Origin of the sequence: Pseudomonas sp. S30 (assembly GCF_016518545.1) — a bacterium.
Taxonomy (GTDB): Bacteria; Pseudomonadota; Gammaproteobacteria; order Pseudomonadales; family Pseudomonadaceae; genus Aquipseudomonas.
In genome coordinates, this window is sequence record NZ_JACVTO010000004.1 from 5,879 (window position 1) to 30,244 (window position 24,366).

Annotated in this window: 2 protein-coding genes; both read left to right on the forward strand. The window is 69.2% G+C overall.

All coding sequences use genetic code 11. The features are described 5' to 3' along the window. A complete protein-coding gene (locus tag IAE34_RS06070; RefSeq protein WP_200137965.1) occupies positions 1 to 12,906 on the forward strand; it encodes a non-ribosomal peptide synthetase in 12,906 nt (4,301 codons plus the stop codon). After that, positions 12,903 to 24,314 (forward strand): non-ribosomal peptide synthetase, encoded by an 11,412-nt coding sequence (locus IAE34_RS06075; RefSeq protein WP_200137966.1) that lies wholly within the window; start codon positions 12,903 to 12,905, stop codon positions 24,312 to 24,314. The genes IAE34_RS06070 and IAE34_RS06075 overlap by 4 nt, the downstream gene beginning before the upstream one ends. Positions 24,315 to 24,366 lie beyond the last annotated feature (52 nt).

The window sequence follows — 24,366 nt, forward strand, 5'->3', positions numbered from 1 at the left end:
ATGCGCTTCAGCGAATTGATGGCTGTGCTCTCAACCCGTGCGATCCGACTTCAACGCGAGGGGCAGGACCTGCTGGTCGATGGCGACGAGGACAGTCTCGACGACGCCCTCTGGGACGCACTGGCCGCACACAAGCCTGCGTTGCTGGAGATGCTCGCCGCCCAGGGCGACGACTGGCTGAGCCCGGCCTTCAGGATCACGCCGGCCATGCTGCCGCTGGTGGACCTCGACCAGCAGGCCATCGATCGCATCGTCGCCAGCGTTGCCGGTGGCGCGGCCAACGTGCAGGACATCTACCCGCTGGCGCCCTTGCAGGAGGGGATGCTCTACCATCACCTGACGGCCAAAGCGGGCGACCCCTACCTGTTGCAGGCGCAGCTGCGTTTCGCCGATGCCTCGCACCTGGACGCCTTCGCCCAGGCCCTGGACTGGGTGATCCAGCGTCATGACATTTTGCGCACTGCGCTGGTGTGGGAGCGCCTGGACGAGCCGCTGCAGGTGGTCTGGCGCCAAGCGCCACTGCAGCGTGAGGCCGTGCACCTGGGCGGCAAGGGCGCACCGCTGGCGCAACTGCGCGCACTGCACGACAGCCGCCACTACCGGCTGGACCTGCGCCAGGCGCCGCTGCTGCGCCTGGTCCATGCCCAGGGTGCGGGGGAGGAGGTGGTGGCGCTGTTGCTGTTCCATCACACCGTGATGGATCACACCGCGCTGGATATCGTGCGTCGCGAAATCGCCGCCTGGCTGGCCGGCGACGCCGAGCAGGTCGGGCCGGCCGTGCCGTTTCGCAACCTGCTGGCCCAGGCGCGGCAAGGCCTGGACGTACCGGCCCACGAAGCCTTCTTCAAAGCGCTGCTGGCGGACATCGACGCGCCGACCCTGGCGTTCGGCGCGGCCGAGCTTGATGACACCCCGGTGCAGGAAGCCCGCCAGACCCTGGACCGCGACCTGAGCCTGCGCCTGCGCGCCCAGGCCCGTCAGTTGGGGGTCAGCCCGGCAGCCATCGTGCACCTGGGGCTGGGTCGCGTGCTCGGTCAGGTGTCCGGCCGCGACGCGGTGGTGTTCGGCACGGTGCTGCTGGGGCGCATGGAGGCTGGCGAGGGTGGCGAGCAGGCCCTGGGCATGTTCATCAACACCCTGCCGCTGCGCCTGGATGTGGGCGACGTCGGTGTGCGCGACGCCTTGCAGGCCACCCATGCCCGCCTCACCGGCGTGCTCGGCCACGAGCAGGCGCCGCTGGCCCTGGCCCAACGTTGCAGCGCCGTGGCCGCGCCTACGCCGCTGTTCAACACCGTGCTGAATTACCGCCACAGCGCTGCGGGCGACGCCGCCGAGGTGATCGACATCGCTCCGGGCATCCAGGTGCTGGGCGCCGAAGAGCGGACCAACTACCCGTTGACCCTGAATCTGGACGACCTCGGCGAAGACCTGCGCATCACCGCCCTGGTCGGCAACGGGCTGGGTGCGGCGCGCATCGCCGGCTACCTGGCCAATACCCTGGCGCAACTGGTGCAGGCACTGGAGCAGGCGCCCGACGCACGGCTCGACAGCCTGGACATTCTGCCGGCCGAAGAGCGCCAGCATCTGCTGCACGGGGTCAACCAGCCGTTGCCAGCCTTCGCCGTCACGCCCCTGGTGCACCAGCGTTTCGAGGAGCATGCTCGGACACGGCCGCAGGCTACCGCGCTGATCTTCGAACAGCAGACCCTGAGCTACGGCGAGCTCAACCAGCGTGCCAACCAGGTGGCGCACCGCCTGATCGCGCTCGGCGTCGGCCCGGACGACCGCGTGGCGCTCTGCGTCGAGCGCGGCCCGGCCATGCTCGCTGGCTTGCTGGGCGTGCTCAAGGCCGGGGCCGGCTATGTGCCCATCGATCCGGCGTCTCCGGCCGAGCGTATCGCGTTCACATTGAGCGACAGCGCGCCGCGCGCCGTGCTCACCCAGCAGCACTGCCGGGCCTTGCTGGGCTCGCTCGACGTGCCGGTGGTCGACCTGGACGAGCCGGACCTCGCCCGCCAGCCCGTGCACGACCCGGCCCGCGCCGATCTGCAGCCCTCGCACCTGGCCTACGTGATCTACACCTCCGGGTCCACCGGGCTGCCCAAGGGCGTGATGGTCGAGCATGGCAACGTGGCGCGGCTGCTCACGGCCACCGCGCACTGGTTCGATTTCAGCCACCAGGATACCTGGGCGCTGTTCCATTCCTTCGCCTTCGATTTCTCCGTCTGGGAAATCTGGGGTGCGCTGGCCTACGGCGGTCGCCTGCTGATCGTCCCGCAGCGTGTCAGCCGCTCGCCGGACGAGTGCTACGCCTTGCTCTGCCGCACCGGTGTGAGTGTGCTGAACCAGACGCCGAGCGCCTTCCGCCAACTGATCGCGGCCCAGGCCCGCAGCGAGCTGGCGCACTCCCTGCGCCAGGTGATCTTCGGTGGCGAGGCGCTGGAGCCCGGTATGCTCAAGCCCTGGTACGCGCGGCTGGGCAACGCCGGAACGCAGCTGGTGAACATGTACGGCATCACCGAAACCACCGTGCACGTCACCTACCGGGCCTTGCAGGCCGCCGACGCGTACCGGGTCGGGGTCAGCCCCATCGGCGAGCGCATCGCCGATCTGCGCCTGTATGTGCTCGATGCGCAGCGCCGACCGGTGCCCGTCGGCGTGGTGGGCGAGCTGTACGTGGGCGGCGCCGGCGTGGCCCGCGGCTACCTGAACCGCGAGGCGCTCGATGCCGAGCGCTTCATCGCCGACCCGTTCAGCCCCGGTGCGCGCCTGTACCGCACCGGCGACCTGGCGCGCTGGGCCGCCGACCACAGCCTGGAGTACCTGGGGCGCAACGACGACCAGGTGAAGATCCGCGGTTTTCGTATCGAACTGGGTGAGATCGAGGCGCGCCTGGCTGCCTGCGACGGGGTGCGCGAGGCCGTGGTCATCGCCCGCCCCGACAGCGCTGGCGAGCCGCGCCTGCTGGCCTACTGGCTGGCGGAGACGGGCGCCACGACCGATGCAGCCCAGCTGCGCGATGACCTGCTCCTGCACCTGGCCGAGTACATGGTGCCGGCCGCCTTCGTGCGACTGGAGGCCTTCCCCCTGACCGGCAACGGCAAGCTCGACCGCAAGGCCCTGCCCGAACCCGATGGCGAGGCCTTCGTGCGGCGCGCCTTTGAAGCGCCGCAAGGCGAGGTGGAGCAGCGCATCGCGGCGATCTGGCAGCAGGTGCTGGGCCTGGACCGCATTGGCCGTCACGACAACTTCTTCGAGCTTGGCGGGCACTCACTGCTGGCGGTCAAGCTGGTCGAGCGCATGCGCCAGCAGAACATGGCCGCCGACGTGCGGGTGCTGTTCGGCCAGCCGACCCTGAGCGCATTGGCCGCTGCCGTGAGCGCCGAGTTGCCCAGCGCAGTGCCGGCCAACCGGATTCCCGCCGCTTGCACGCGCGTCGAGGCGCAGATGCTGAGCCTGGTCGAGCTCGATCAGCAGGCGCTGGACGGTCTGATCGACACGCTCGACGGCGGGGCCGCCAACGTGCAGGACGTCTACCCTCTGGCGCCGCTGCAACAGGGCATCCTCTACCACCACCTGGCCAGCGATGGCGCGGACCCATACGTGCTGCGGGCTCGCTTCGCCTTCGAGGATCCGGCCCAGTTGCAGGGCTTCATCGACGCACTGAACTTGGTTATCGCCCGTCACGACATCCTGCGCACCAGCCTGCACTGGCAAGGCTTGCCGGAGCCCGTGCAGGTGGTGCACCGTCAAGCGCGCCTGCACTGCAGCGAGGGCGCCGACCTCCAGCGCATGGACCTGACCCGTGCGCCACTGATGCGACTGGTGCCCCACACCGACGCGCCGCACCTGGAAGCGACCCTGCTGCTGCATCACGTGCTGCTCGACCATACGGCCGTCGAGCTGCTGGTGGCCGAGGTCGGCGCAGCGCTTCAAGGCCAGCCGCTGCGCCTGGACAGCGTGCCTTACCGCGACTATGTGGCCCGCGCCCGGCTCGATGCCGATCCGGCTGCCGACGAGGCGATGTTCCGCGAGCTGCTCGGCGACATCGACGCGCCGACCGACGTGTTCGGCTTGCGCGAAGCACAGGGCGACGGGGTCGATGTGCTCGACAGCCAACTGGCGCTAAACGATGTCGTGGCGAATCGTCTGCGGGTTCAGGCGCGCAGCCTGGGGGTGAGCCTGGCCAGCCTGGTGCACCAGGCTTGGGGGCTGGTGCTGGCGCAGCTCAGCGGCCAGGCCGAGGTGGTCTTTGGCACCGTGCTGCTGGGGCGCCTGCAGGGCGGCGCTGGGGCCGACCGTGCCTTGGGCATGTTCATCAATACCTTGCCCTTGCGGGTGAGTGTCGACGCCCTGGGAGCGGCCGAGGGGGTGCGCCGCACCCATCAGCGCCTGGCTCGCCTGCTGGCCCACGAACAGGCTTCGCTGGCGCTGGCCCAGCAGTGTAGCGGTGTGCCGCCCACCCAGGCGCTGTTCACCAGCCTGCTGAACTACCGCCATAGCCGCGCCAAGGGCGCAGGCGACGGCCTGGGCTGGTCCGGCATTCGCTTGCTGACCTCGCGCGAGCGCAGCAACTATCCGCTGGTGGTCAACGTCGATGACCTCGGCCAGGGTCTCGCGCTGACCGTGCAGGCGGTGCCGCAGGTCGACGGTGCCCAGGTGTGCCAGCTGCTCGCCAGCGCCCTGACCAACCTGGTGCAGGCGCTGGAAGCTACGCCACGGCAGGCACTGCACGGCATTTCCTGCCTGTCGCCCGAGGCGCGTCGACAGGTGCTGCACGCGTTCAACGCCAGCACCCGCGACTACCCGCGCGAGCAGCCGCTGCATGCCCTGTTCCACGCCTGCGCAGTGCAGACGCCCGATGCGGTCGCCGTAGTCCATGGCCAGCGCCAGTGGCGCTACGCCGACCTGGACCTGCACAGCAATCGCCTGGCGCGTCATCTGCTGGAACTCGGCGTACGTCCGGGCCAGCGCGTCGCGCTGCTGCTGCCGCGCAGCTTCGATCTGCTGGCCAGCCAACTGGCGGTGAGCAAGTGCGGCGCTGTCTATGTGCCGCTGGATGCCAATGCCCCGGTCGAACGCCAGCGATTCATGCTTCAGGACAGCCGTGCCCAGGTGCTGCTGACCCACGCCGACCAACCGCTGCTGGGCGAGCACGGCCGGCGTGTGGAACTGGAGACCCTGGACCTGGCCGGCTATCCGGCCCATGCCCTCGACCTTGCAGTGCAGGCCGGCGCTGCGGTGTACCTCATGTACACCTCCGGCTCCACCGGTTCGCCCAAGGGTGTGCTGGTGCCGCACCGCGCCGTCGTGCGCCTGGTGATCGACAACGGATTCGCCCAGTTCCACGGCAGCGACCGCGTGGCCTTCGCCTCCAACCCGGCGTTCGACGCAAGCACCCTGGAGGTGTGGGCGCCGCTGCTCAACGGGGGCTGCGCGGTGGTGATCGACCAGCACCAGGTGCTGTCGCATCAGGCCCTGTCCCAAGTGTTGCTGGAACAGGCAGTCACGGTGCTGTGGCTGACCGCCGGCCTGTTCCACCAGTACGCCGAGCACTTGCTGCCGGCATTCGCTCGGCTGCGCTACCTGATGGTCGGCGGCGACGTGCTCGACCCCCAGGTCGTCGCCCGTGTCCTGCGCGATGGCGCGCCGCAGCACCTGCTCAACGGCTACGGCCCGACCGAGGCCACCACCTTCACCACCACCCACGAGATCCAGGTGGTGGGCGAGGGCGCCATCCCCATCGGTCGGCCCATCGGCAACACCCGCTGCTACGTACTCGACACCCATCGCCAGCCCGTGCCGGTGGGTGCGATCGGCGAGCTGTACATCGGTGGCGATGGCGTTGCCCTGGGCTATCTGAACCAGCCGGCGCTGAGCGCCGAACGCTTCGTCGACGACCCGTTCGACGACACGCCGGGCGCACGCCTGTACCGCAGTGGCGACCTGGTCAGCTGGCAGGCCGATGGCTGCCTGCGTTACCTGGGTCGCAACGACCAGCAGGTCAAGCTGCGGGGCTTTCGTATCGAGCTCGGCGAGATCCAGGCGCGCCTGGCCGCCTGCACTGGCGTGCGCGATGCCGTGGTGCTGGTACGCGAGGACAGCCCCGGCGACAGGCGCCTGGTGGCCTGGTTCACCGCCGAGGGCGAAGCGCCGCAGGTGGCGGCCCTGCACCAATGCCTGCAAGGGCAATTGCCCGACTACATGCTCCCCTCGGCCTATGTGCAGTTGGCCGAGTGGCCGCTGACCGCCAATGGCAAGCTGGACCGGCGGGCATTGCCGGCGGCGGATGACCGCGCGCGGGTCAGCCGTGACTTCGTCGAGCCACAGGGCGATGTGGAGCGCCGTCTGGCGGCGATCTGGGCGCAGCTATTGCACGTGGAGCGGGTGGGTCGCCACGACCATTTCTTCGAACTGGGCGGCCACTCGCTGCTGGCGGTGAGCCTGGTCGAGCGCATGCGCGAGGCGGGCCTGGCTGCCGACGTGCGCGTGCTGTTCGCCCAGCCGACCCTGGCCGCGCTGGCGGCGGCGGTGGGCAGCGGGCGCGAGGTGCAGGTGCCGGCCAACCGCGTGCCCAGCAATGCCGAGCGTATCACCCCGGCGATGCTTAGCCTGGTCCAGCTGGAGCAGGCGGCGATCGACCGCATCGTCGCCAGCGTGCCCGGTGGCGCGGCCAACGTGCAGGAAATCTACCCTCTGGCCCCGCTGCAGGAGGGGATTCTCTATCACCACCTGAGCGCCGAACAGGGTGATCCCTACCTGTTGCAGTCGCGCCTGGCGTTCGACAGTCTCGAGCGCTTGCGCACCTGGGCCGCAGCGCTGCAACAGGTGATCGATCGCCATGACATCCTGCGCACCTCGCTGGTCTGGGAAGGGCAGGACCTGCCGGTGCAGGTGGTTTGGCGCCAGGCGACCCTGCAGGTCGAGCACGTGCCGTGTACAGGGCAAGGCGCCGTGATCGAGCAATTGCAGACGCGCTTCGACGCCCGTCAGCAGCGCCTGGACCTGGCGCGGGCGCCGCTGATGCGCCTGGTTTACTGCGAAGATCCCGCGCGTGACGAGATCGTCGCGATCCTGCTGTTCCACCATCTGGCCCTGGACCATACCGCCATGGACGTGGTCGGTGCGGAAATGCACGCCTTGCTGCAGGGCGACGCTGGCAGCCTGAGCGCGCCGGTGCCCTACCGCAACTATGTGGCCCAGGCGCGCCTGGGCAATGACACAGCCGCCGCCGAGGCGTTCTTCCGCGACCGCCTCGGGGACATCGACGAACCGACCCTGCCGTTTGGTTTACGCGATGTGCAGGGCGATGGGGTGGGGATCGAGGAGGCCCACCTGACCCTGGACCCGGCGCAGGCACGCCAGCTGCGCGAGCAGGCGCGAACCTTCGGCGTCAGTGCCGCGAGCCTGATGCACCTGGCCTGGGCACGGCTGGTCGGCATGCTGGCCAACCGCAGCGACGTGGTGTTCGGCACCGTATTGATGGGGCGCCTGCAAGGCGGCGAGGGGGCCGACCGAGCCTTGGGCGTGTTCATCAATACCTTGCCACTGCGGGTCGATACCGGCCTGGGTGTGGCCGACGCCGTGCAGGCGGTCCACGCCCAGCTGTCGGCGCTGCTCGGCTTCGAACAGGCCTCCCTGGCCCAGGCGCAACGCTGCAGCGCGGTGCCGGCCGGCCAGCCGCTGTTCAGTGCCTTGCTCAACTACCGCCACAGCAGCGCCGACCTGCCACGCGATGGCCAGGGCATCTGGCAAGGGGTCCGGCTGCTCGGGGGCGAGGAGCGCAGTAACTACCCGTTGACCCTGAGCGTCGACGATCGCGGCGAAGGCTTCACGTTCAGCGTGCTGAGCCTGCCGGAAATCGGCGCCCACCGGGTGGCCCGGTGGATGGCCAACAGCGTCGCGCAACTGCTGCAGAGCCTGGTACAGACGCCCACGCTGCGCCTGGACAGGCTGTGTGTACTGGGGCCGGATGAGCGCCGGCAGCTGCTGGTCGATTTCAACCCCGCGCCGCGTCTTTACCCGCAAGGCCATACCGTGCATGCGCTGGTCGAAGCCAGCGCGGCCCGCGACGGGCATGCGCCGGCCGTGGTGCAGGCCGCCCAGGTGCTGAGCTATGGCGCGCTCAATGGCCAGGCCAACGCGCTGGCCCATCACTTGATCGGTCTCGGCGTGCGGCCGGGCGATCGCGTGGCGCTGTGCCTGCCACGTACCGCGCAGCGCCTGGTGGCCCTGCTGGCGGTGCTCAAGGCGGGCGCTGCCTATGTGCCGGTGGACCCGCTGTACCCGGCCGAGCGCATCGCCTATCTGCTGCAGGACAGCGCACCGGTGCTGGTGCTGGCCCCCGCCGCCCACGCCGGGCTGCCCCAGGGCGTTGCACGCCTGGATCCGGACCAGGCGACCTGGGACCTGGCCATGACCGACGATCCGCAGGTGCCGGGCCTGGATGCCAGCGCCCTGGCCTATGTGGTCTACACCTCCGGTTCGACTGGGCAACCCAAGGGGGTGATGGTCGAGCACCGCACCCTGGCCAACCTGGTGCACTGGCACGCCGAGGCGTTCGCCGTGCAGGCAGGCACCCACACCTCCAGTGTCGCCGGCTTCGGTTTCGATGCCATGGCCTGGGAAGTCTGGCCGGCCCTGTGTACTGGCGCCGTGCTGCACCTGCCACCGGTGCAGCTGGGCAACGAAGAGGTCGAGGGCCTGCTGGACTGGTGGGCCGAGCAGCCGCTGCAGGTGAGTTTCCTGCCCACCCCGGTGGCCGAGCAGGCCCTGCGCCGCGAGCAGGCCCCGGTCAGCCTGCGCACCCTGTTGATCGGTGGCGATCGCCTGCGCCAGTTCGAGCGCGATCCGGGGTTCGCCGTGATCAACAACTACGGCCCCACGGAGACCACCGTTGTGGCCACCTCCGGCCGGGTGCATGTCGGCGCACCGCTGCACATCGGCTCAGCCATCGCCAACACCCGTGTGTATGTGCTCGATGAGCAGCGCCAACTGGTGCCGCAGGGCGCCGTGGGCGAGCTGTACATCGGTGGCGAGGGCGTGGCCCGAGGCTACCTGCACCGTCCCAAGCTGACCGACGAGCGCTTCCTGGCCGACCCGTTCGCGGCTCATCCCGGCGCACGCATGTACCGCAGCGGTGACCTGGTGCGCTGGAACCCCGATGGCACCCTGGACTACTTGGGTCGCAACGACGATCAGGTGAAGATCCGTGGTGTGCGCGTGGAACTGGGCGAGATCGAGGCGGCCCTGGCGGCCCAGCCCGGTGTCGCCGATGCCGTGGTGCTGGTTCGCGGCGAACGACTGCTGGCCTGGTACACGGGCCAGGCCCGTGCGGATGGCCTGCGCCAGGCCCTGCGCGCCCGCCTGCCAGCGCACCTGCTGCCGCTGGCGTTCCTGCACCTGGATGCATTGCCGTTGACCAGCCACGGCAAGCTCGATCGCCGCGCATTGCCCGATCCGGACCCGGCCGACCTGCCGGTGGCCGAGTACGTGCCTCCTCTGGGCGATATCGAACAGCGCATGGCGGCGGTGTGGGCCGAATTGCTGGGCGTCGAGCGGGTCGGACGGCATGACAATTTCTTCGAGCTGGGCGGCCATTCGCTGTTGGCCGTCAGCCTGGTCGAGCGCCTGCGTCAGCAGGACCTGCACGCCGATGTACGCCTGCTGTTCGGCCATCCCAGCGTAGCGGCCTTCAGCGCCGTGCTGGGCCAGGGGCGAGAAGTGCGGGTGCCGGCCAACCGCATCGTGCCGGGCTGCACACACATCACCCCGGACATGCTCAGCCTGATCGAGCTGGACCAGGTGGCGATCGATCGCGTCGTGGCCAGCGTGCCCGGTGGTGCGGCCAACGTGCAGGACATCTATCCTCTGGCGCCGTTGCAAGACGGTATTCTGTATCACCACCTGAGCGCCCGCGGCGCCGACCCTTACCTGTTGCACACGCAGTTGGCCTTCGATGGCAGGACGCGCCTGCACGCCTTCGCCGCGGCACTGGAAAAGGTCATTGCCCGGCACGATATCCTGCGCACCTCCGTGCTCTGGGAAGGTCTACCCCAGCCATTGCAAGTTGTCTGGCGGCAGGCCGATCTGCCGTTGATCGACCTGGATGCAGCGCCTGGCTTCGACACCCACACCCTGGCACTGGACCGGCCGCCGTTGCTGCGTCTGCTGTATCGCGACACGCCCGGTGGCCTGAAGGCGACGCTGCAGTTTCACCACCTGATACTCGACCACACCGCGCTGGAGGTGGTGCGTACCGAGCTGCTGGGTTACCTGCACGACGTACCCGTGCCTACCGAGCCGGCAGTACCCTACCGCAATTACGTGGCCCAGGCCCGCCTGGGCATGAGCGAGGCCGAGCACGAAGCCTTCTTCCGTGGGCAATTGGGGGATGTCGACGAGCCGACCCTGCCGTTCGGCCTGCGCGACATCCAGGGCGAACCCGGACGCATCGAGGAGGCGCAGTTGCTGCTGCCATCTGTGCTCAGCCGACGTCTGCGCGAGCAGTCGCGCAAGCTGGGGGTCAGTACGGCGAGCCTGCTGCACCTGGCCTGGGGGCGTCTGCTGAGCAGTGCCAGTGGTCGCGACAGCGTGGTGTTCGGTACCGTGCTGCTGGGGCGCATGCAGGGCGGTGCCGACAGCGGTCAGGGTTTGGGGATGTTCATCAATACACTGCCGCTGCGCCTGGACCTCGCTGAGTTGAGCGTGCGCGAGGCGGTACGGATGAGCCACGAGCGACTCAGTGCACTGCTCGCTCACGAGCATGCGACGTTGGCACTGGCCCAGCGGTGCAGCGCAGTGCATGCCCCATCGCCGCTGTTCAGTGCCATGATCAATTATCGCCACAGCGCCGGTGTAGCCGAGACCGAATCGCAACGCCAAGCCTGGCAAGGGATCGAGACCCTCGCAAACGAAGGGCGCACCAACTACCCCTTGAGCCTGAACGTGGACGATCTGGGCGACGATCTGCGCCTGACCGTGCAAGTGCTGCCGGCGGTCGGCGCTGCCCGCCTGTGCGGCCAGTTGCAGCAGGTGCTGCAAGCGCTGGCGCAGGCTCTGGAACACGAGCCCGAGCGCTCGCTGCTGCGCCTGCCCGTGTTGCAGGACCAGGAGCGCCAGCGCGTGCTGGTCGAATTCAACGACACCGCCACCGACTACGACCTGGAGCAGACCGTCCATGGCCTGTTCGAGGCCCAGGCGGCGCGCACTCCCGAGCGCATCGCCGTGCGCGCCGAGGGTCAGGCGCTCAGCTACCGCGAACTCAACGCCCAGGCCAACCGCCTGGCCCATCACCTGATCGCCCTGGGCGTGGGGCCGGACGCGCGCGTGGCGATCTGCGTGGAGCGCGGCCTGTCCATGGTGGTCGGCCTGCTGGCCATCCTCAAGGCCGGTGGCGCCTATGTGCCGGTGGACCCGGACTACCCGGTCGAGCGTATTCGCCACATGCTCACCGACAGCGCGCCACGGGCCGTGCTGGGCCACGCGGCCACCGATGCGCTGCTCGCCCGCTTCGACGTGCCGAGGGTCGACCTGGATCAGCCGACCTGGCAGTCCTTGTCCGCCGACAACCCTGAAGTCGTGGGGCTCACCCCGCAACACCTGGCCTACGTGATCTACACCTCCGGCTCTACCGGCCTGCCCAAAGGCGTGATGAACGAGCATGCCGGGGTGGTCAACCGCCTGCTCTGGACCCAGGACGCCTACGGCCTGGACGCCGACGACGTGGTGTTGCAGAAGACGCCGTTCAGCTTCGACGTGTCGGTGTGGGAGTTCTTCTGGCCGTTGCAGACGGGCGCCCAGCTGGTGATGGCGCGTCCCGGCGGCCATCGAGACCCGGCCTATCTGCGCCAGGTCATCGCCGCTGAAGCGGTCACCACGCTGCACTTCGTGCCGTCCATGCTGGATGTGTTCCTGGCCTTCGGTGATGCCGAGGCGGCTGCGCTGCGGCGCGTGCTGTGCAGCGGCGAAGCGCTGCCGGGCAGCCTGGTGCGACGCTTCAAGGCGCAACTGCCGAGCGTGGAATTGCACAACCTCTACGGCCCGACCGAAGCGGCGGTGGACGTCAGCGCCTGGCACTGTGCCGAGCCGCTGGCACAGACCCCGGACAACACGCCGATCGGCAAGCCGGTCGCCAACACCACCTTGTACGTACTGGACGCCCAGGGCCAGCCGGTACCTCAGGGCGTGGCTGGCGAGCTGTACATCGGTGGCGTGCAGGTGGCGCGGGGTTATCTGAACCGTGACGACCTGACCGCCGAGCGCTTCCTCCACGACCCGTTCATCCAGCGCCCTGGCGCACGCCTGTACCGCACCGGTGATCTGGCCCGGCACCTGGCCGACGGCACCTTGGAATACCTGGGCCGCAACGACGACCAGGTGAAGATCCGCGGCCTGCGCATCGAGCTGGGCGAGATCCAGGCCTGCCTGACCCGTATCGCCGGCGTGCAGGAGGCGGTGGTACTGGCCAGCGACCAGCGCCTGGTGGCCTATTACACCGGCACCGTGCAGCCACTGGACAGCCTGCGCCAGTCCCTGGCCAGCCAGTTGCCCGAGTTCATGGTGCCGGCGCAGTTCGTGCACCTGGCCGCCTTGCCGCTGAGCCCCAACGGCAAGCTTGACCGCAAGGCGCTGCCAGCAGCCGCGGCGCCGGACGCGCGCCCCTATGAAGCACCCGAAGGCGATACCGAGCAGCTGTTGGCAGCGCTGTGGATCGAACTGCTGGGCGTCGAGCGCGTAGGGCGGCACGACAATTTCTTCGAGCTCGGCGGCCACTCGCTGCTGGCGGTGACCCTCACCGCGCGCCTGCGCCAGGAAGGCCTGGAGGCCGATGTGCGCGCCCTGTTCGAGCAACCGACACTGGCGGGCTATGCCGCCATCACAGACAGAATGGAGATCGTGCTGTGAGCATCGAAGAATTAGTCGCGACCCTGTCGGACAGCGGTATCCAGCTAGCGCTCAAGGATGGCCAGCTGGTGGTCCAGGGCAATCGCCAGGCCTTGAGCGATGCCGCGCTGGTAGCGCGCCTGCGCGAGCACAAGCCAGCGCTGATCGAGATGATCGAACGGGGCGAGTACCAGGCTGCTCCTTCAAGCGCCAGCGTCAGCGTGCCGGTCAATACCATCGAAGCAGGGTGCGCGCGCATCACGCCGCAACGGCTGAATCTGGTGAAGCTCGACCAGGCGAGCATCGATGCGCTGCTCGCGCCGATTCCCGGCGGTCATGCCAACGTGCAGGACGTCTATCCGCTGGCACCCTTGCAGCAGGGCATCCTGTACCACCACGCCAGTGCCGAAGGCGCCGACCCCTATATCATGCAGTCGCGTTTCGTCTTCGCCAGCCAGGATCACCTGCAAGCCTTCGTCCAGGCCCTGCAGACGGTGATCGATCGTCACGACATCCTGCGCACCTCGGTGCACTGGCAGGGCCTGGACGCGCCGCTGCAAGTGGTGTGGCGCCAGGCGCGCCTTGCGGTATTCCACGACGTGGCCGTCAGCGGCCGATTCGACCTGACCCAGGCGCCGCTGATCCGCCTGCACTGCGACACCACGCGCGAAGATGGCCGCGTGCAGGCCATCTTGCAGTTCCATCATATCGCCCTGGACCACAGCGCCCTGGACGTGGTGCGTCACGAGATGCAGGCGGTGCTGCGCGGCGAAGGGCACCTGCTGGGTACGCCGGTGCCGTTTCGCAACTACGTCGGCCAGGCCCTGCTGGGCGTGAGCCAGACGCAGCACGAAGCGTTCTTCCGCGAACAGCTGGGCGACATCGACGAGCCGACCCTGGCCTACGGCGTGCAGGATGTGCAAGGCGACCAGACGCCGCCCGGCGAAGAAATCTTCACGCTACCGGCAACCCTCAGTGCAGGCCTGCGCAGCCAGGCGCGCGCGCTGGGCGTGAGCCTGGCGAGCCTGCTCCACCTGGCCTGGGCGCGCGTGCTGGGCGGTCTCACCGGGCGCGATTCGGTGGTGTTCGGCACCGTCCTGATGGGCCGTCTGATGGGCGCCGAAGCCAATGACCGCGCCTTGGGCATCTTCATCAACACCTTGCCGCTGCGGGTGGACCTGGGCGGGCTCGAGCTGGTGCCTGTGATCAAGGCCACCCATCGGCGCCTGACCACGCTGATGCGTCACGAACACGCGCCCCTGGCACTGGCGCAGCGGTGCAGCGGGGTAGAGGCGCCCACGCCGCTGTTCAACACGCTGCTCAACTACCGCCACAGCGCGCCCATCGCCGATGGCCAGGCGCGCTCGGCGTGGGACGGTATCGAGGTTCTGGCCAGCGAAGAACGCACCACCTACCCGCTGACCCTCAGCGTCGACGACCTGGGCGATGACCTGCGCCTGACCTTGCTGCGCAGTGCCGACGTTCCTCAGGGCCGGATCTGCGCGTACCTGCACCAGACCTTGCACAGCCTGGTGCAGGCGCTGGTGCACGCGCCGCAGTCGCAGGTCGGGCAGTTGGACATGCTGCCGCCCCACGAGCGCGAGCAGATCCTGTCGCATTTCAATGAACGACCCGGGGTGGCCGAGAGCACTCTGGCGGTCCACGTGCGCATCGCTCAGCAGGCGCAACTGCAGCCGCACGCCATTGCGGCCAGCTGCGCCGACGCCACGCTGACCTTCGCCGAACTGGAGCGCCGCGCCAACATCCTTGGCCAGCACCTTGTGGCCCTCGGCGTGCAGCCCGAGGACCGGGTGGCGATTCTCGCCCGGCGCGGGCTCGACGCGCTGGTGGGCCTGCTCGCCACGCTCAAGGCCGGTGCCGGCTACGTGCCGATCGACCCGGCCCACCCCGACGAGCGCATCGCCTACCTGCTGCAGGACAGCGCACCGACCGCAGTGCTGACCCTGCACGCCCTGCGTCCTCGTCTGGGCCAGTGCCCGCTGTCGGTCATCGAACTCGACCGCCTCGACTGGCAGGCCCGTGGCCCAGCGCCGCAACTGCCAATGGTCACGGTCGCCAACCTCGCCTACGTGATCTACACCTCAGGTTCCACCGGCCTGCCCAAGGGTGTCATGGTCGAGCACCGGACCCTGAACAACCTGATCGACTGGCACTGCCGCGCCTTCGAGCTGTGCCCCGGCCGGCATACTTCGAGCCTGGCCGGCTTCGGCTTCGACGCCATGGCCTGGGAGGTCTGGCCGGCCCTGTGCGCCGGCGCCAGCCTGCACATCGCACCGCCCGGCGAGCAGGGCGAGGATCTCGACGCGTTGCTGGCCTGGTGGCGCAGTCGTCCGCTGGACGTCAGCTTCCTGCCCACCCCGGTGGCCGAATACGCCTTCAGCCACCACCTCGATCATCCGACCCTGCGCACGCTGCTGATCGGCGGCGACCGCCTGCGCCAGTTCAATCGTCACCCAGGCTTCGCCGTGGTCAACAACTACGGCCCCACCGAAACCACGGTGGTCGCCAGTTCCGGCACGGTCACCCCCTGTGGCGTGCTGCACATCGGCGCGCCGGTGGACAATGCCCGGCTCTACGTGCTCGACGCCTTGGGCCAGCCGACCCCGCTGGGCGTGCCGGGCGAGCTGTACATCGGCGGTGCCGGGGTGGCACGCGGTTACCTGGACCGGGCGCAGCTGACCGCCGAGCGCTTTCTCGACGACCCGTTCAGCGAGGCGCCCGGCGCGCGCATGTACCGCAGTGGCGACCGTGTGCGCTGGCTGGACGACGGCACGCTGGACTACCTGGGGCGCGATGACGACCAGGTGAAGATCCGCGGCGTGCGCATCGAGCTGGGCGAAATCGAAGGCCGCCTGGTGTCGCTGCCAGGTATCCACGAGGCGGTGGTGATCGCCCGCGAGGACCGGCCGGGGCACCTGCGCCTGGTGGCCTATTTCACCGGCCAGGACGAGGTCGACGTGGCCACACCGACGCAACTGCGCAGCCAGTTGCAGGCCCATCTGCCGGACTACATGGTGCCGGTAGCCTTCGTGCGCCTGGCCAACCTGCCGCTGACCGCCAACGGCAAGCTGGACCGTCGGGCGCTGCCTGCGCCGACCCGCGCCGACCTGTTCGAGCGTCACTTCCAGGCGCCGGAGGGCGAGCTGGAGCAGACCCTGGCGCAGCTCTGGCAGGACCTGCTGCAGGTCGAGCGGGTTGGCCGCCACGACCATTTCTTCGAACTGGGTGGGCATTCGCTGCTGGCCATGCGACTGGTCGCCCTGGTGCGTCAGCGCCTGGGCGTGGAATTGAGCCTGGCCAGCCTGTTCGCCCAGGCCGAACTGGCGGCGATGGCCCAGGCCCTCGCCACGGCGGCACGCAGCGAGTTGCCACCGGTGCTGGCGGTGTCCCGCGAGCAGCCGCTGCCGCTGTCGTTCGCCCAGCAGCGCCTGTGGTTCCTGGCGCAAATGAGCGATGCCAGCCAGGCCTACAACATCCCCTTGGCCCTGGAGTTGGGTGGCGAGCTGGACGGCGACGCTTTGGCGCTCGCCCTGACGGCGCTGGTCGAGCGCCACGAAGCCCTGCGCAGCGAATTCTTCGAGGTGCACGGCGAGCCGCAGGTGCGGGCCAGCGCCACGCCCTGGGTGTTGCAGCGCCAGACGCTGGACAATCCCGACGCGGATACCCTGCGCCGATGGGTTCGCGAAGAAGCCGCGCAGCCGTTCGACCTCGGCCGGGACTTGCCGCTGCGTGGGCGTCTGTTGCGACTTGCGCCAGATCGCCACGTCCTTTTGCTGACCCTGCACCATATCGTCGCCGATGGCGGGTCGATGGGGGTGTTGACCCGCGAACTGAGCGCACTGTATTCGGCGTTGCGCGACGGCCGCCAGACACCGCTCGCGCCGCTGACCCTCCAGTATGGCGACTACGCCGTGTGGCAACGGCGCTGGTTGCAGGGCCAGGCGCTGCAGCGCCAGGGGACGTTCTGGCGCGACTACCTGGCCGGCGCACCGGCGCTGCTGAGCCTGCCCACCGACCGACCCCGACCGGCGCGCCAGGACTACGCCGGCGACAGTCTGGACTTCCACCTCGACCCACGCCTGGCGCAGGACCTCAAGACCCTGTGCCAGCGTCATCAGGTCACGCCCTTCATGCTGTTCATGGGCGCCTGGAGCGTCCTGCTGGGACGCCTGGGCGGGCAGACCGACGTGGTGGTCGGCACGCCCGTGGCCGGGCGCCGCCAGGTCGAGGTCGAAAGCCTGATCGGCCTGTTCGTCAACTCCCTGGCGGTGCGCCTGGAGCTGGCCGACGAGCCGGACGTGACCACCTTGCTGGCACGGGTCAAGGCCCAGGTGCTGGCGGCCCAGGAACACCAGGACCTGCCGTTCGAACAGGTGGTGGACCTGCTCAAGCCGCCGCGCAGCCTGGCCCATACGCCGCTGTACCAGGTATCCCTCGAATGGGACAGCGGACATGACTTGGCCAATGGCCTGCCCGGCTTGAGCGTGCGCAATCTGGGCGGCAGCGCTGCATTCGCCAAGTTCGACCTCAGCCTGAGCCTGGGCGAGCGAGCAGACGGTTTCGGCGGCCAGTTGACCTATGCCACCGCGCTGTTCGACCGGGCCACCGTCGAGCGCTACTTGGGCTATTGGCTGCAATTGCTGCAGGCGATGGCCGCTGGCGATGGCGCTGTGCTGTCCAAGGTCGTGCTGCCGGATATCCGTGAGCGCCAGCGACTGCTGATCGAATTCAACGACACCGCCGCCGACTACGACCTGGAGCAGACCGTCCATGGCCTGTTCGAGGCCCAGGCGGCGCGCACTCCCGAGCGCATCGCCGTGCGCGCCGAGGGTCAGGCGCTCAGCTACCGCGAACTCAACGCCCAGGCCAACCGCCTGGCCCATCATCTGATCGCCCTGGGCGTGGGGCCGGACGCGCGCGTGGCGATCTGCGTGGAGCGCGGCTTGTCCATGGTGGTCGGCTTGTTGGCCATCCTCAAGGCCGGTGGCGCCTATGTGCCGGTGGACCCGGACTACCCGGTGGAGCGTATCCGCCACATGCTCACCGACAGCGCGCCACGGGTCGTGCTGGGCCACGCGGCCACCCAGGCGCTGCTCGCCCGCTTCGACGTGCCGAGGGTCGACCTGGATCAGCCGACCTGGCAGTCCTTGTCCGCCGACAACCCTGAAGTCGTGGGGCTCACCCCGCAGCACCTGGCCTACGTGATCTACACCTCCGGCTCCACCGGCCTGCCCAAAGGCGTGATGAACGAACATGCCGGGGTGGTCAACCGCCTGCTCTGGACCCAGGACGCCTACGGGCTGGATGCCGACGACGTGGTGTTGCAGAAGACGCCGTTCAGCTTCGACGTGTCGGTATGGGAGTTCTTCTGGCCGTTGCAGACGGGCGCCCAGCTGGTGATGGCGCGTCCCGGCGGCCATCGAGACCCGGCCTATCTGCGCCAGGTCATCGCCGCTGAAGCGGTCACCACGCTGCACTTCGTGCCGTCCATGCTGGATGTGTTCCTGGCCTTCGGTGATGCCGAGGCGGCTGCGCTGCGGCGCGTGCTGTGCAGCGGCGAAGCGCTGCCGGGCGCCCTGGTGCGACGCTTCAAGGCGCAACTGCCGAGCGTGGAATTGCACAACCTCTACGGCCCGACCGAAGCAGCGGTTGACGTCAGCGCCTGGCACTGTGCCGAACCGCTGGCACAGACTCCGGACAACACACCGATCGGTAAGCCAGTCGCCAACACCGCCCTCTACGTACTGGACGCCCAGCGTCAGCCCGTACCCCAGGGCGTTGCAGGCGAGCTGTACATCGGCGGCGTGCAGGTGGCGCGCGGTTATCTGAACCGCGACGACCTGACCGCCGAGCGCTTCCTCCACGACCCGTTCACCCAGCGCCCTGGCGCACGCCTGTACCGCACCGGTGATCTGGCCCGGCACCTGGCCGACGGCACCTTGGAATACCTGGGCCGCAACGACGACCAGGTGAAGATCCGCGGCCTGCGCATCGAGCTGGGCGAGATCCAGGCCTGCCTGACCCGTATCGCCGGCGTCCAGGAGGCAGCGGTGCTGGCACTGGACCTGCCGCCCGCCGGCCTGCGCCTGGTGGCCTACCATACGGGTGCCGAGCACGACGCCGAGACGTTGCGCGCAGAGCTCAAGGGCCAATTGCCCGAATTCATGATCCCGGCGCAGTTCGTGCACCTGGCCGCCTTGCCGCTGAGCCCCAATGGCAAGCTGGACCGCAAGGCGCTGCCGGTGCCGCAGGCAGATGCTTTGCAGCGCAGGGTCCACGAAGCGCCGCAAGGCGATGCCGAGACCTTGCTGGCCCAGCTGTGGTGCCAGTTGCTGGGGCTGGAGCGAGCAGGGCGGCGCGATGGCTTCTTCGAACTCGGCGGACATTCGCTGCTGGCCGTGACCCTGGTGGCGCAGTTGCGCGCACGCGGCCTGGCTCTGGATATCCAGGCGCTGTTCACTCAGCCTGACCTGGCTTCCCTGGCGGCCACGCTGGTGCCACTGGAGCAGGTGCAGGTGCCGGCCAACCGCATCGGCGACCACTGCACGCGCATCACCCCGGAGTTGCTGGCGCTGGTGCAACTGGATCAACAGGCCATCGACCGCCTCGTCGACCAGGTCGACGGCGGCGTGGGCAACGTTCAGGACATCTATCCGCTGGGGCCGCTGCAGGCTGGCATGCTCTATCACCACCTGGCCCACGAAGGCGAGGGCGCCTACGTGCTGCAGGCGCGTTTCCATCTCGCCGACCGCAGCCGGTTGCAACGCCTGCATCATGCGCTGGACCAGGTGATCGCCCGCCATGACAGCCTGCGCACGGCGTTCCATTGGCAAGGGCTGGTCGAGCCGGTGCAGGTGGTGTGGCGCCATGCGCCGCTGGAGGTGGTGCAACTGGGCGACGTCGAAGACGTGCATCGATTCGATCTGCGCCGTGCACCACTGCTGCGGCTGGTGCACAGCACCGACCCGGCCAGCGGACGGCTGGAGGCCACCTTGCTGTTCCATCACCTGGTCATGGACCATGTGGCCCTGGAGCTGCTGCGCAGCGAGCTGCAGGCCTGCCTGCAGGGCGAGGTGCAGCACCTGCCGGCCCCGGTGCCCTATCGCAACTACATTGCGCAGGTGCTGCGCAGCGGCGACGACGCCGCAGCTTTCTTCACCGAGCAACTGGCGGACATCGATGAGCCGACTCTGGCCTATGGCGGCTACGCGCGCCCGCATCTCGACGCCCTGAGCGACCATCACCAGCGCCTCGACGACGCCTTGAGCGCCCGCGTGCGCGAGCAGGCACGCCTGCACGCTGTCAGCGCCGCCAGCCTGATGCACTTGGCGTGGGCACTGGTGCTCGGTCAGCTGAGCGGGCGCGACAGCGTGGTGTTCGGCACCGTGCTGCTGGGTCGCCTGCAAGGCGGCGAGGGCGCCGAGCGCGGCCTGGGCGTTTACATCAATACCTTGCCCCTGCGCCTGGACCTGGCCGGTCACTCGGCCCAGGCGGCGTTGCAGCAGGCTCATGCGCGCCTGACCGGTCTTCTGGCCCACGAGCACGCCGCGTTGTCCGTGGCCCAGCGTTGCAGTGCGCTGCCAGTGGGTGCTGCCCTGTTCAGCACACTGCTCAACTACCGGCACAGTGCACCGGGCGGCCAGGACGCGCAGCAACGTGCGGCCTGGGACGGTATCGAGCTGGTCCACGCCCAGGAGCGCAGCAACTATCCGCTGGCCATCAGCATCGACGACCTCGGGCAGGGCTTCGCCTTGACCGCGCAGACCGAGCCGGGCATCGATGCCCGGCGCCTGTGCGGTTATTTCCGCCAGAGCCTCGAAGTGCTGGTCGAGGCGTTGCACACCCAGAGCGCGGAAGGGCTGGAGCGACTCTCGGTGATCCCGGACAGCGAGACGCGTCTGCTGCGCGAGCAGTTCAATGCCACCACGCGCGACTATCCGCGCGACCTGCCAGTCCATCGTCTGTTCGAGGCCCAGGTGGCGCGGCATCCATTGGCTGTGGCAGCGCGCGAGCAGCATCGCAGCCTCACCTACGCCGCGCTCAACGAGCAGGCCAACCGCCTGGCCCATTACCTGCTGGCACAGGGCGTGGCAGCGGGCGACGCCGTGGCGATCCTGCTACCCCGCTCGCTGGCGCTGCTCCAGGCGCAATTGGCGGTGGCCAAGTGTGGCGCCGTCTACGTGCCCCTGGACAGCCAGGCGCCTGCCGACCGCCAGACCTACATGCTCCAGGATTGCCAGGCCGTGGCGCTGATCTGTACACGCGACACCACGCTGGCGTGCAGCGCCCGGCGCATCGACCTTGACCACCTCGACCTTGCCGGGATGCCCGACCACAACCCCGGCCTGGCGCGGGGCGGCGACGACGTGGCCTACGTGATGTACACCTCCGGCTCCACCGGCGCGCCCAAGGGCGTGCGCGTGACCCACCGCGGCATCGCCCGTCTGGTACTGGACGACACCTATGCAAACTTCTGTGCCCAGGACCGTATCGCCTTCGCCGCCAACCCGGCGTTCGATGCCAGTACTCAGGAAGTGTGGGGCGCCTTGCTCAACGGTGGCCAGGTGCTGGTGATCGACCCCGACACGCTGCTCGATCCGCTGCGCCTGGGCAAGGCCCTGGCTGATGGCGAAGTCACGGTGCTGTTCGTCACCACCGCGCTGTTCAACCAGTACGTGCAGATGATCCCCCAAGTGCTGGCCGGATTGCGCGTGCTGATGTGCGGCGGCGAGCGTGCCGACCCCGAAGCCTTCCGCAGCCTGCTGGCCCAGGCGCCGGCGCTGCGCCTGGTGCACTGCTACGGCCCGACCGAAACCACCACCTACGCCACCGCCAGCCAGGTCCGCGCCGTGCCCACGGGCGCCGAGCAGGTGCCGATCGGCACGCCCATCGGCGGCACCCAGGTGCATGTCTTGGACGCCCACCGCCGGCCCGTGCCGCTGGGCGCGGTGGGGGAACTGTACATTGGCGGCGATGGGGTCGCGCTGGGCTACCTGAACCGCCCGGTGCTCACCGCCGAGCGTTTCCTCGACGACCCCTTCAGCGCCCAGCCCGGTGCACGTCTGTACCGCACCGGCGACCTCGGTCGCTGGCGCGACGACGGCCAGTTGGAGTACCTGGGACGCAACGATGACCAGGTGAAGATCCGCGGTTTCCGTATCGAGCTGGGCGAAGTCGAGCAACACCTGGCGCAGTGCCCAGGCATCGGCGAGGTGGTGGTGATGGCGCAGGGGCAAGGCCAGACCTCGACGCACCTGGTGGCATGGTTCACCGTCGAGGACCCGCAGCTGGAGCTGGTTCAGGTGCGCCATTGGCTGCATGCGCGCTTGCCCGCCTACATGGTGCCGTCGGCCTGGGTGCAGCTTGCGGCCCTGCCGTTGACCAACAATGGCAAGATCGACCGCAAGGCCTTGCCGCAACCGACCCCACCGGACCTGTCACCCGCCACTCACGAGGCGCCTGCCACGGCGCTGGAGCAGCGCTTGGCCGAGCACTGGAAGCAGGTACTGGACGTCGAGCAGGTCGGGCGCCACGCCAGCTTCTTCGATCTGGGCGGGCATTCACTGCTGGCGATTCGCTTGATCGGCCTGTTGCGTGAGCAAGGCCATGGCGTGTCGCTGGCCGAATTGTTCCAGCACCCGAGCGTGGCCGCGCTGGCGCAGCACCTGGAGACGGGCCAGGGGGCCGACTCCGAGGCACTGGTCTGCGTGCGTGCCGAAGGCCGCGAGCCGCCGCTGTTCCTGATCCACGAGTTCAGCGGCCTGGACTTCTACTTCCCGGTGCTGGGGCAGGCGTTGCCTGGCGATTTCCCGATCTACGGCGTGCCCGGCCTGCCGTTGCAGCAGCCGCAGCCGGATACCCTGGAGGCCCTGGCCCGCGCCCAGCTCGAGCGCATCCGCCAGTGCCAGCCGCAGGGCCCGTACCGGCTCGCCGGCTGGTCGTTCGGCGGGCTGCTGGCCTACGAGATCGCCGCGCAGTTGCTGGGCGATGACCAGCCGGTGGAATTCCTCGGCCTGATCGACACCTGGCAGCCGCGCCTGGTCGACCAGGGCAAGGCTCGCTGGCAGGGGCCGCGCCTGCTGGAGCGCCAGTTGCTGCTGCATTGCACCGGCCACTGGCAGGGGCAGGGCCGCGACGGCGTCGCGAAACTGCAACGCTTGCAGCGCCTGGACGACGGTCAGGCGCCATTGTCCGAGCTGCTGGTCGCATGCCGCGAGCAGGACCTGCTGTACCCGGAGCTGGCCAGTGTCGACGACGCACACTTGCAGCGTTTCTTCGCCCGTGAGATCGCCCATGCCCACGCCATGGCGCACTATCGTCCTGAGCCGCTGGGTATCGTCGTGCATCTGTTGCAGGCCCGCGACAGCCGCCAGCAGCACGGCGAGGTGGCGAACCTGGGCTGGGACCGCACCCTACCGCCCGAGCAGCTGCGCTGCCTGGAGGTGCCGGGCGATCACCTGAGCATGATGCGCTCGCCCCAGGTGCAGGTGCTGGGGCGCACCCTGAGCGACGCCCTGCAGGCCGCGCGAGCAGGGGCGGGCGATGCACCGCCCTGGGCCGGGCATCAGCCACTGGTGGCTATCCAGAGCGGGCAGGGCGGTCATGCGCCGGTATTCTGCGTGCCTGGCGCCGGTGACAGCGTCACCAGCTTCATTGGCCTGGCCGAGGCCCTGGGCAGCGAATGGCCGGTCTACGGCCTGCAATCGCGCGGGCTCGATGGCAGCGCGCCGCCGCACTGCACGATCGAAGCCGCAGCGGCGTGCCATGTCGAGGCGATCGAGGCGCTGTACCCCGACGGGCCGTTGAAGCTGGTCGGGCATTCGTTCGGCGGCTGGGTGGCCCATGCCATGGCCGTGCGCCTGCAGGCCCAGGGCCGCGAGGTGCGCTCGCTCACCTTGATCGACAGCGAAGCGCCCGGCAGCGACAGCGTCTGCGGACGGCCCTATACCGCCACGGCAGCGCTGCAACGCCTGATCGAGTCGTTGCAGCTGTCCAGCGGCCGAACCCTGCAACTCGACCCTCAGGCCTTCGCCGCGCTGGACGACGAGCGACAGCTCAGCGTGCTGCACCAGGCCATGGTGCGGGCAGGCCTGATGCCGGCGCGCTCCAGCGTGCGGGCCTTGCAAGGTATCGCCAGGACCTTCGCCAGTGCCCTGCGCACACCTTACCGTCCACAAGCGGGCTATCGCGGACCGGCCAGCCTGGTGCTGGTGGCCGACGCCAGCCTGGATGCGGCCGGCAATCGGCGCGAGCAGGCCGCCATGCAGGCCGGCTGGCAGCGCGTGCTGCCGCAACTGGCGGTGTGGCAGGGGCCTGGCGACCACTTCAGCGTGCTCAAGGCGCCGCAGGTGTACAGCCTGGCGGCCTGGTGGCATGACACGCGCCGGCTGCGCCGCGTGACCTCCTGACCGCGCAGGCCCCGCGCAGGCGCCTTCGGGCGCCTGCCGGTGGCCGCGCACG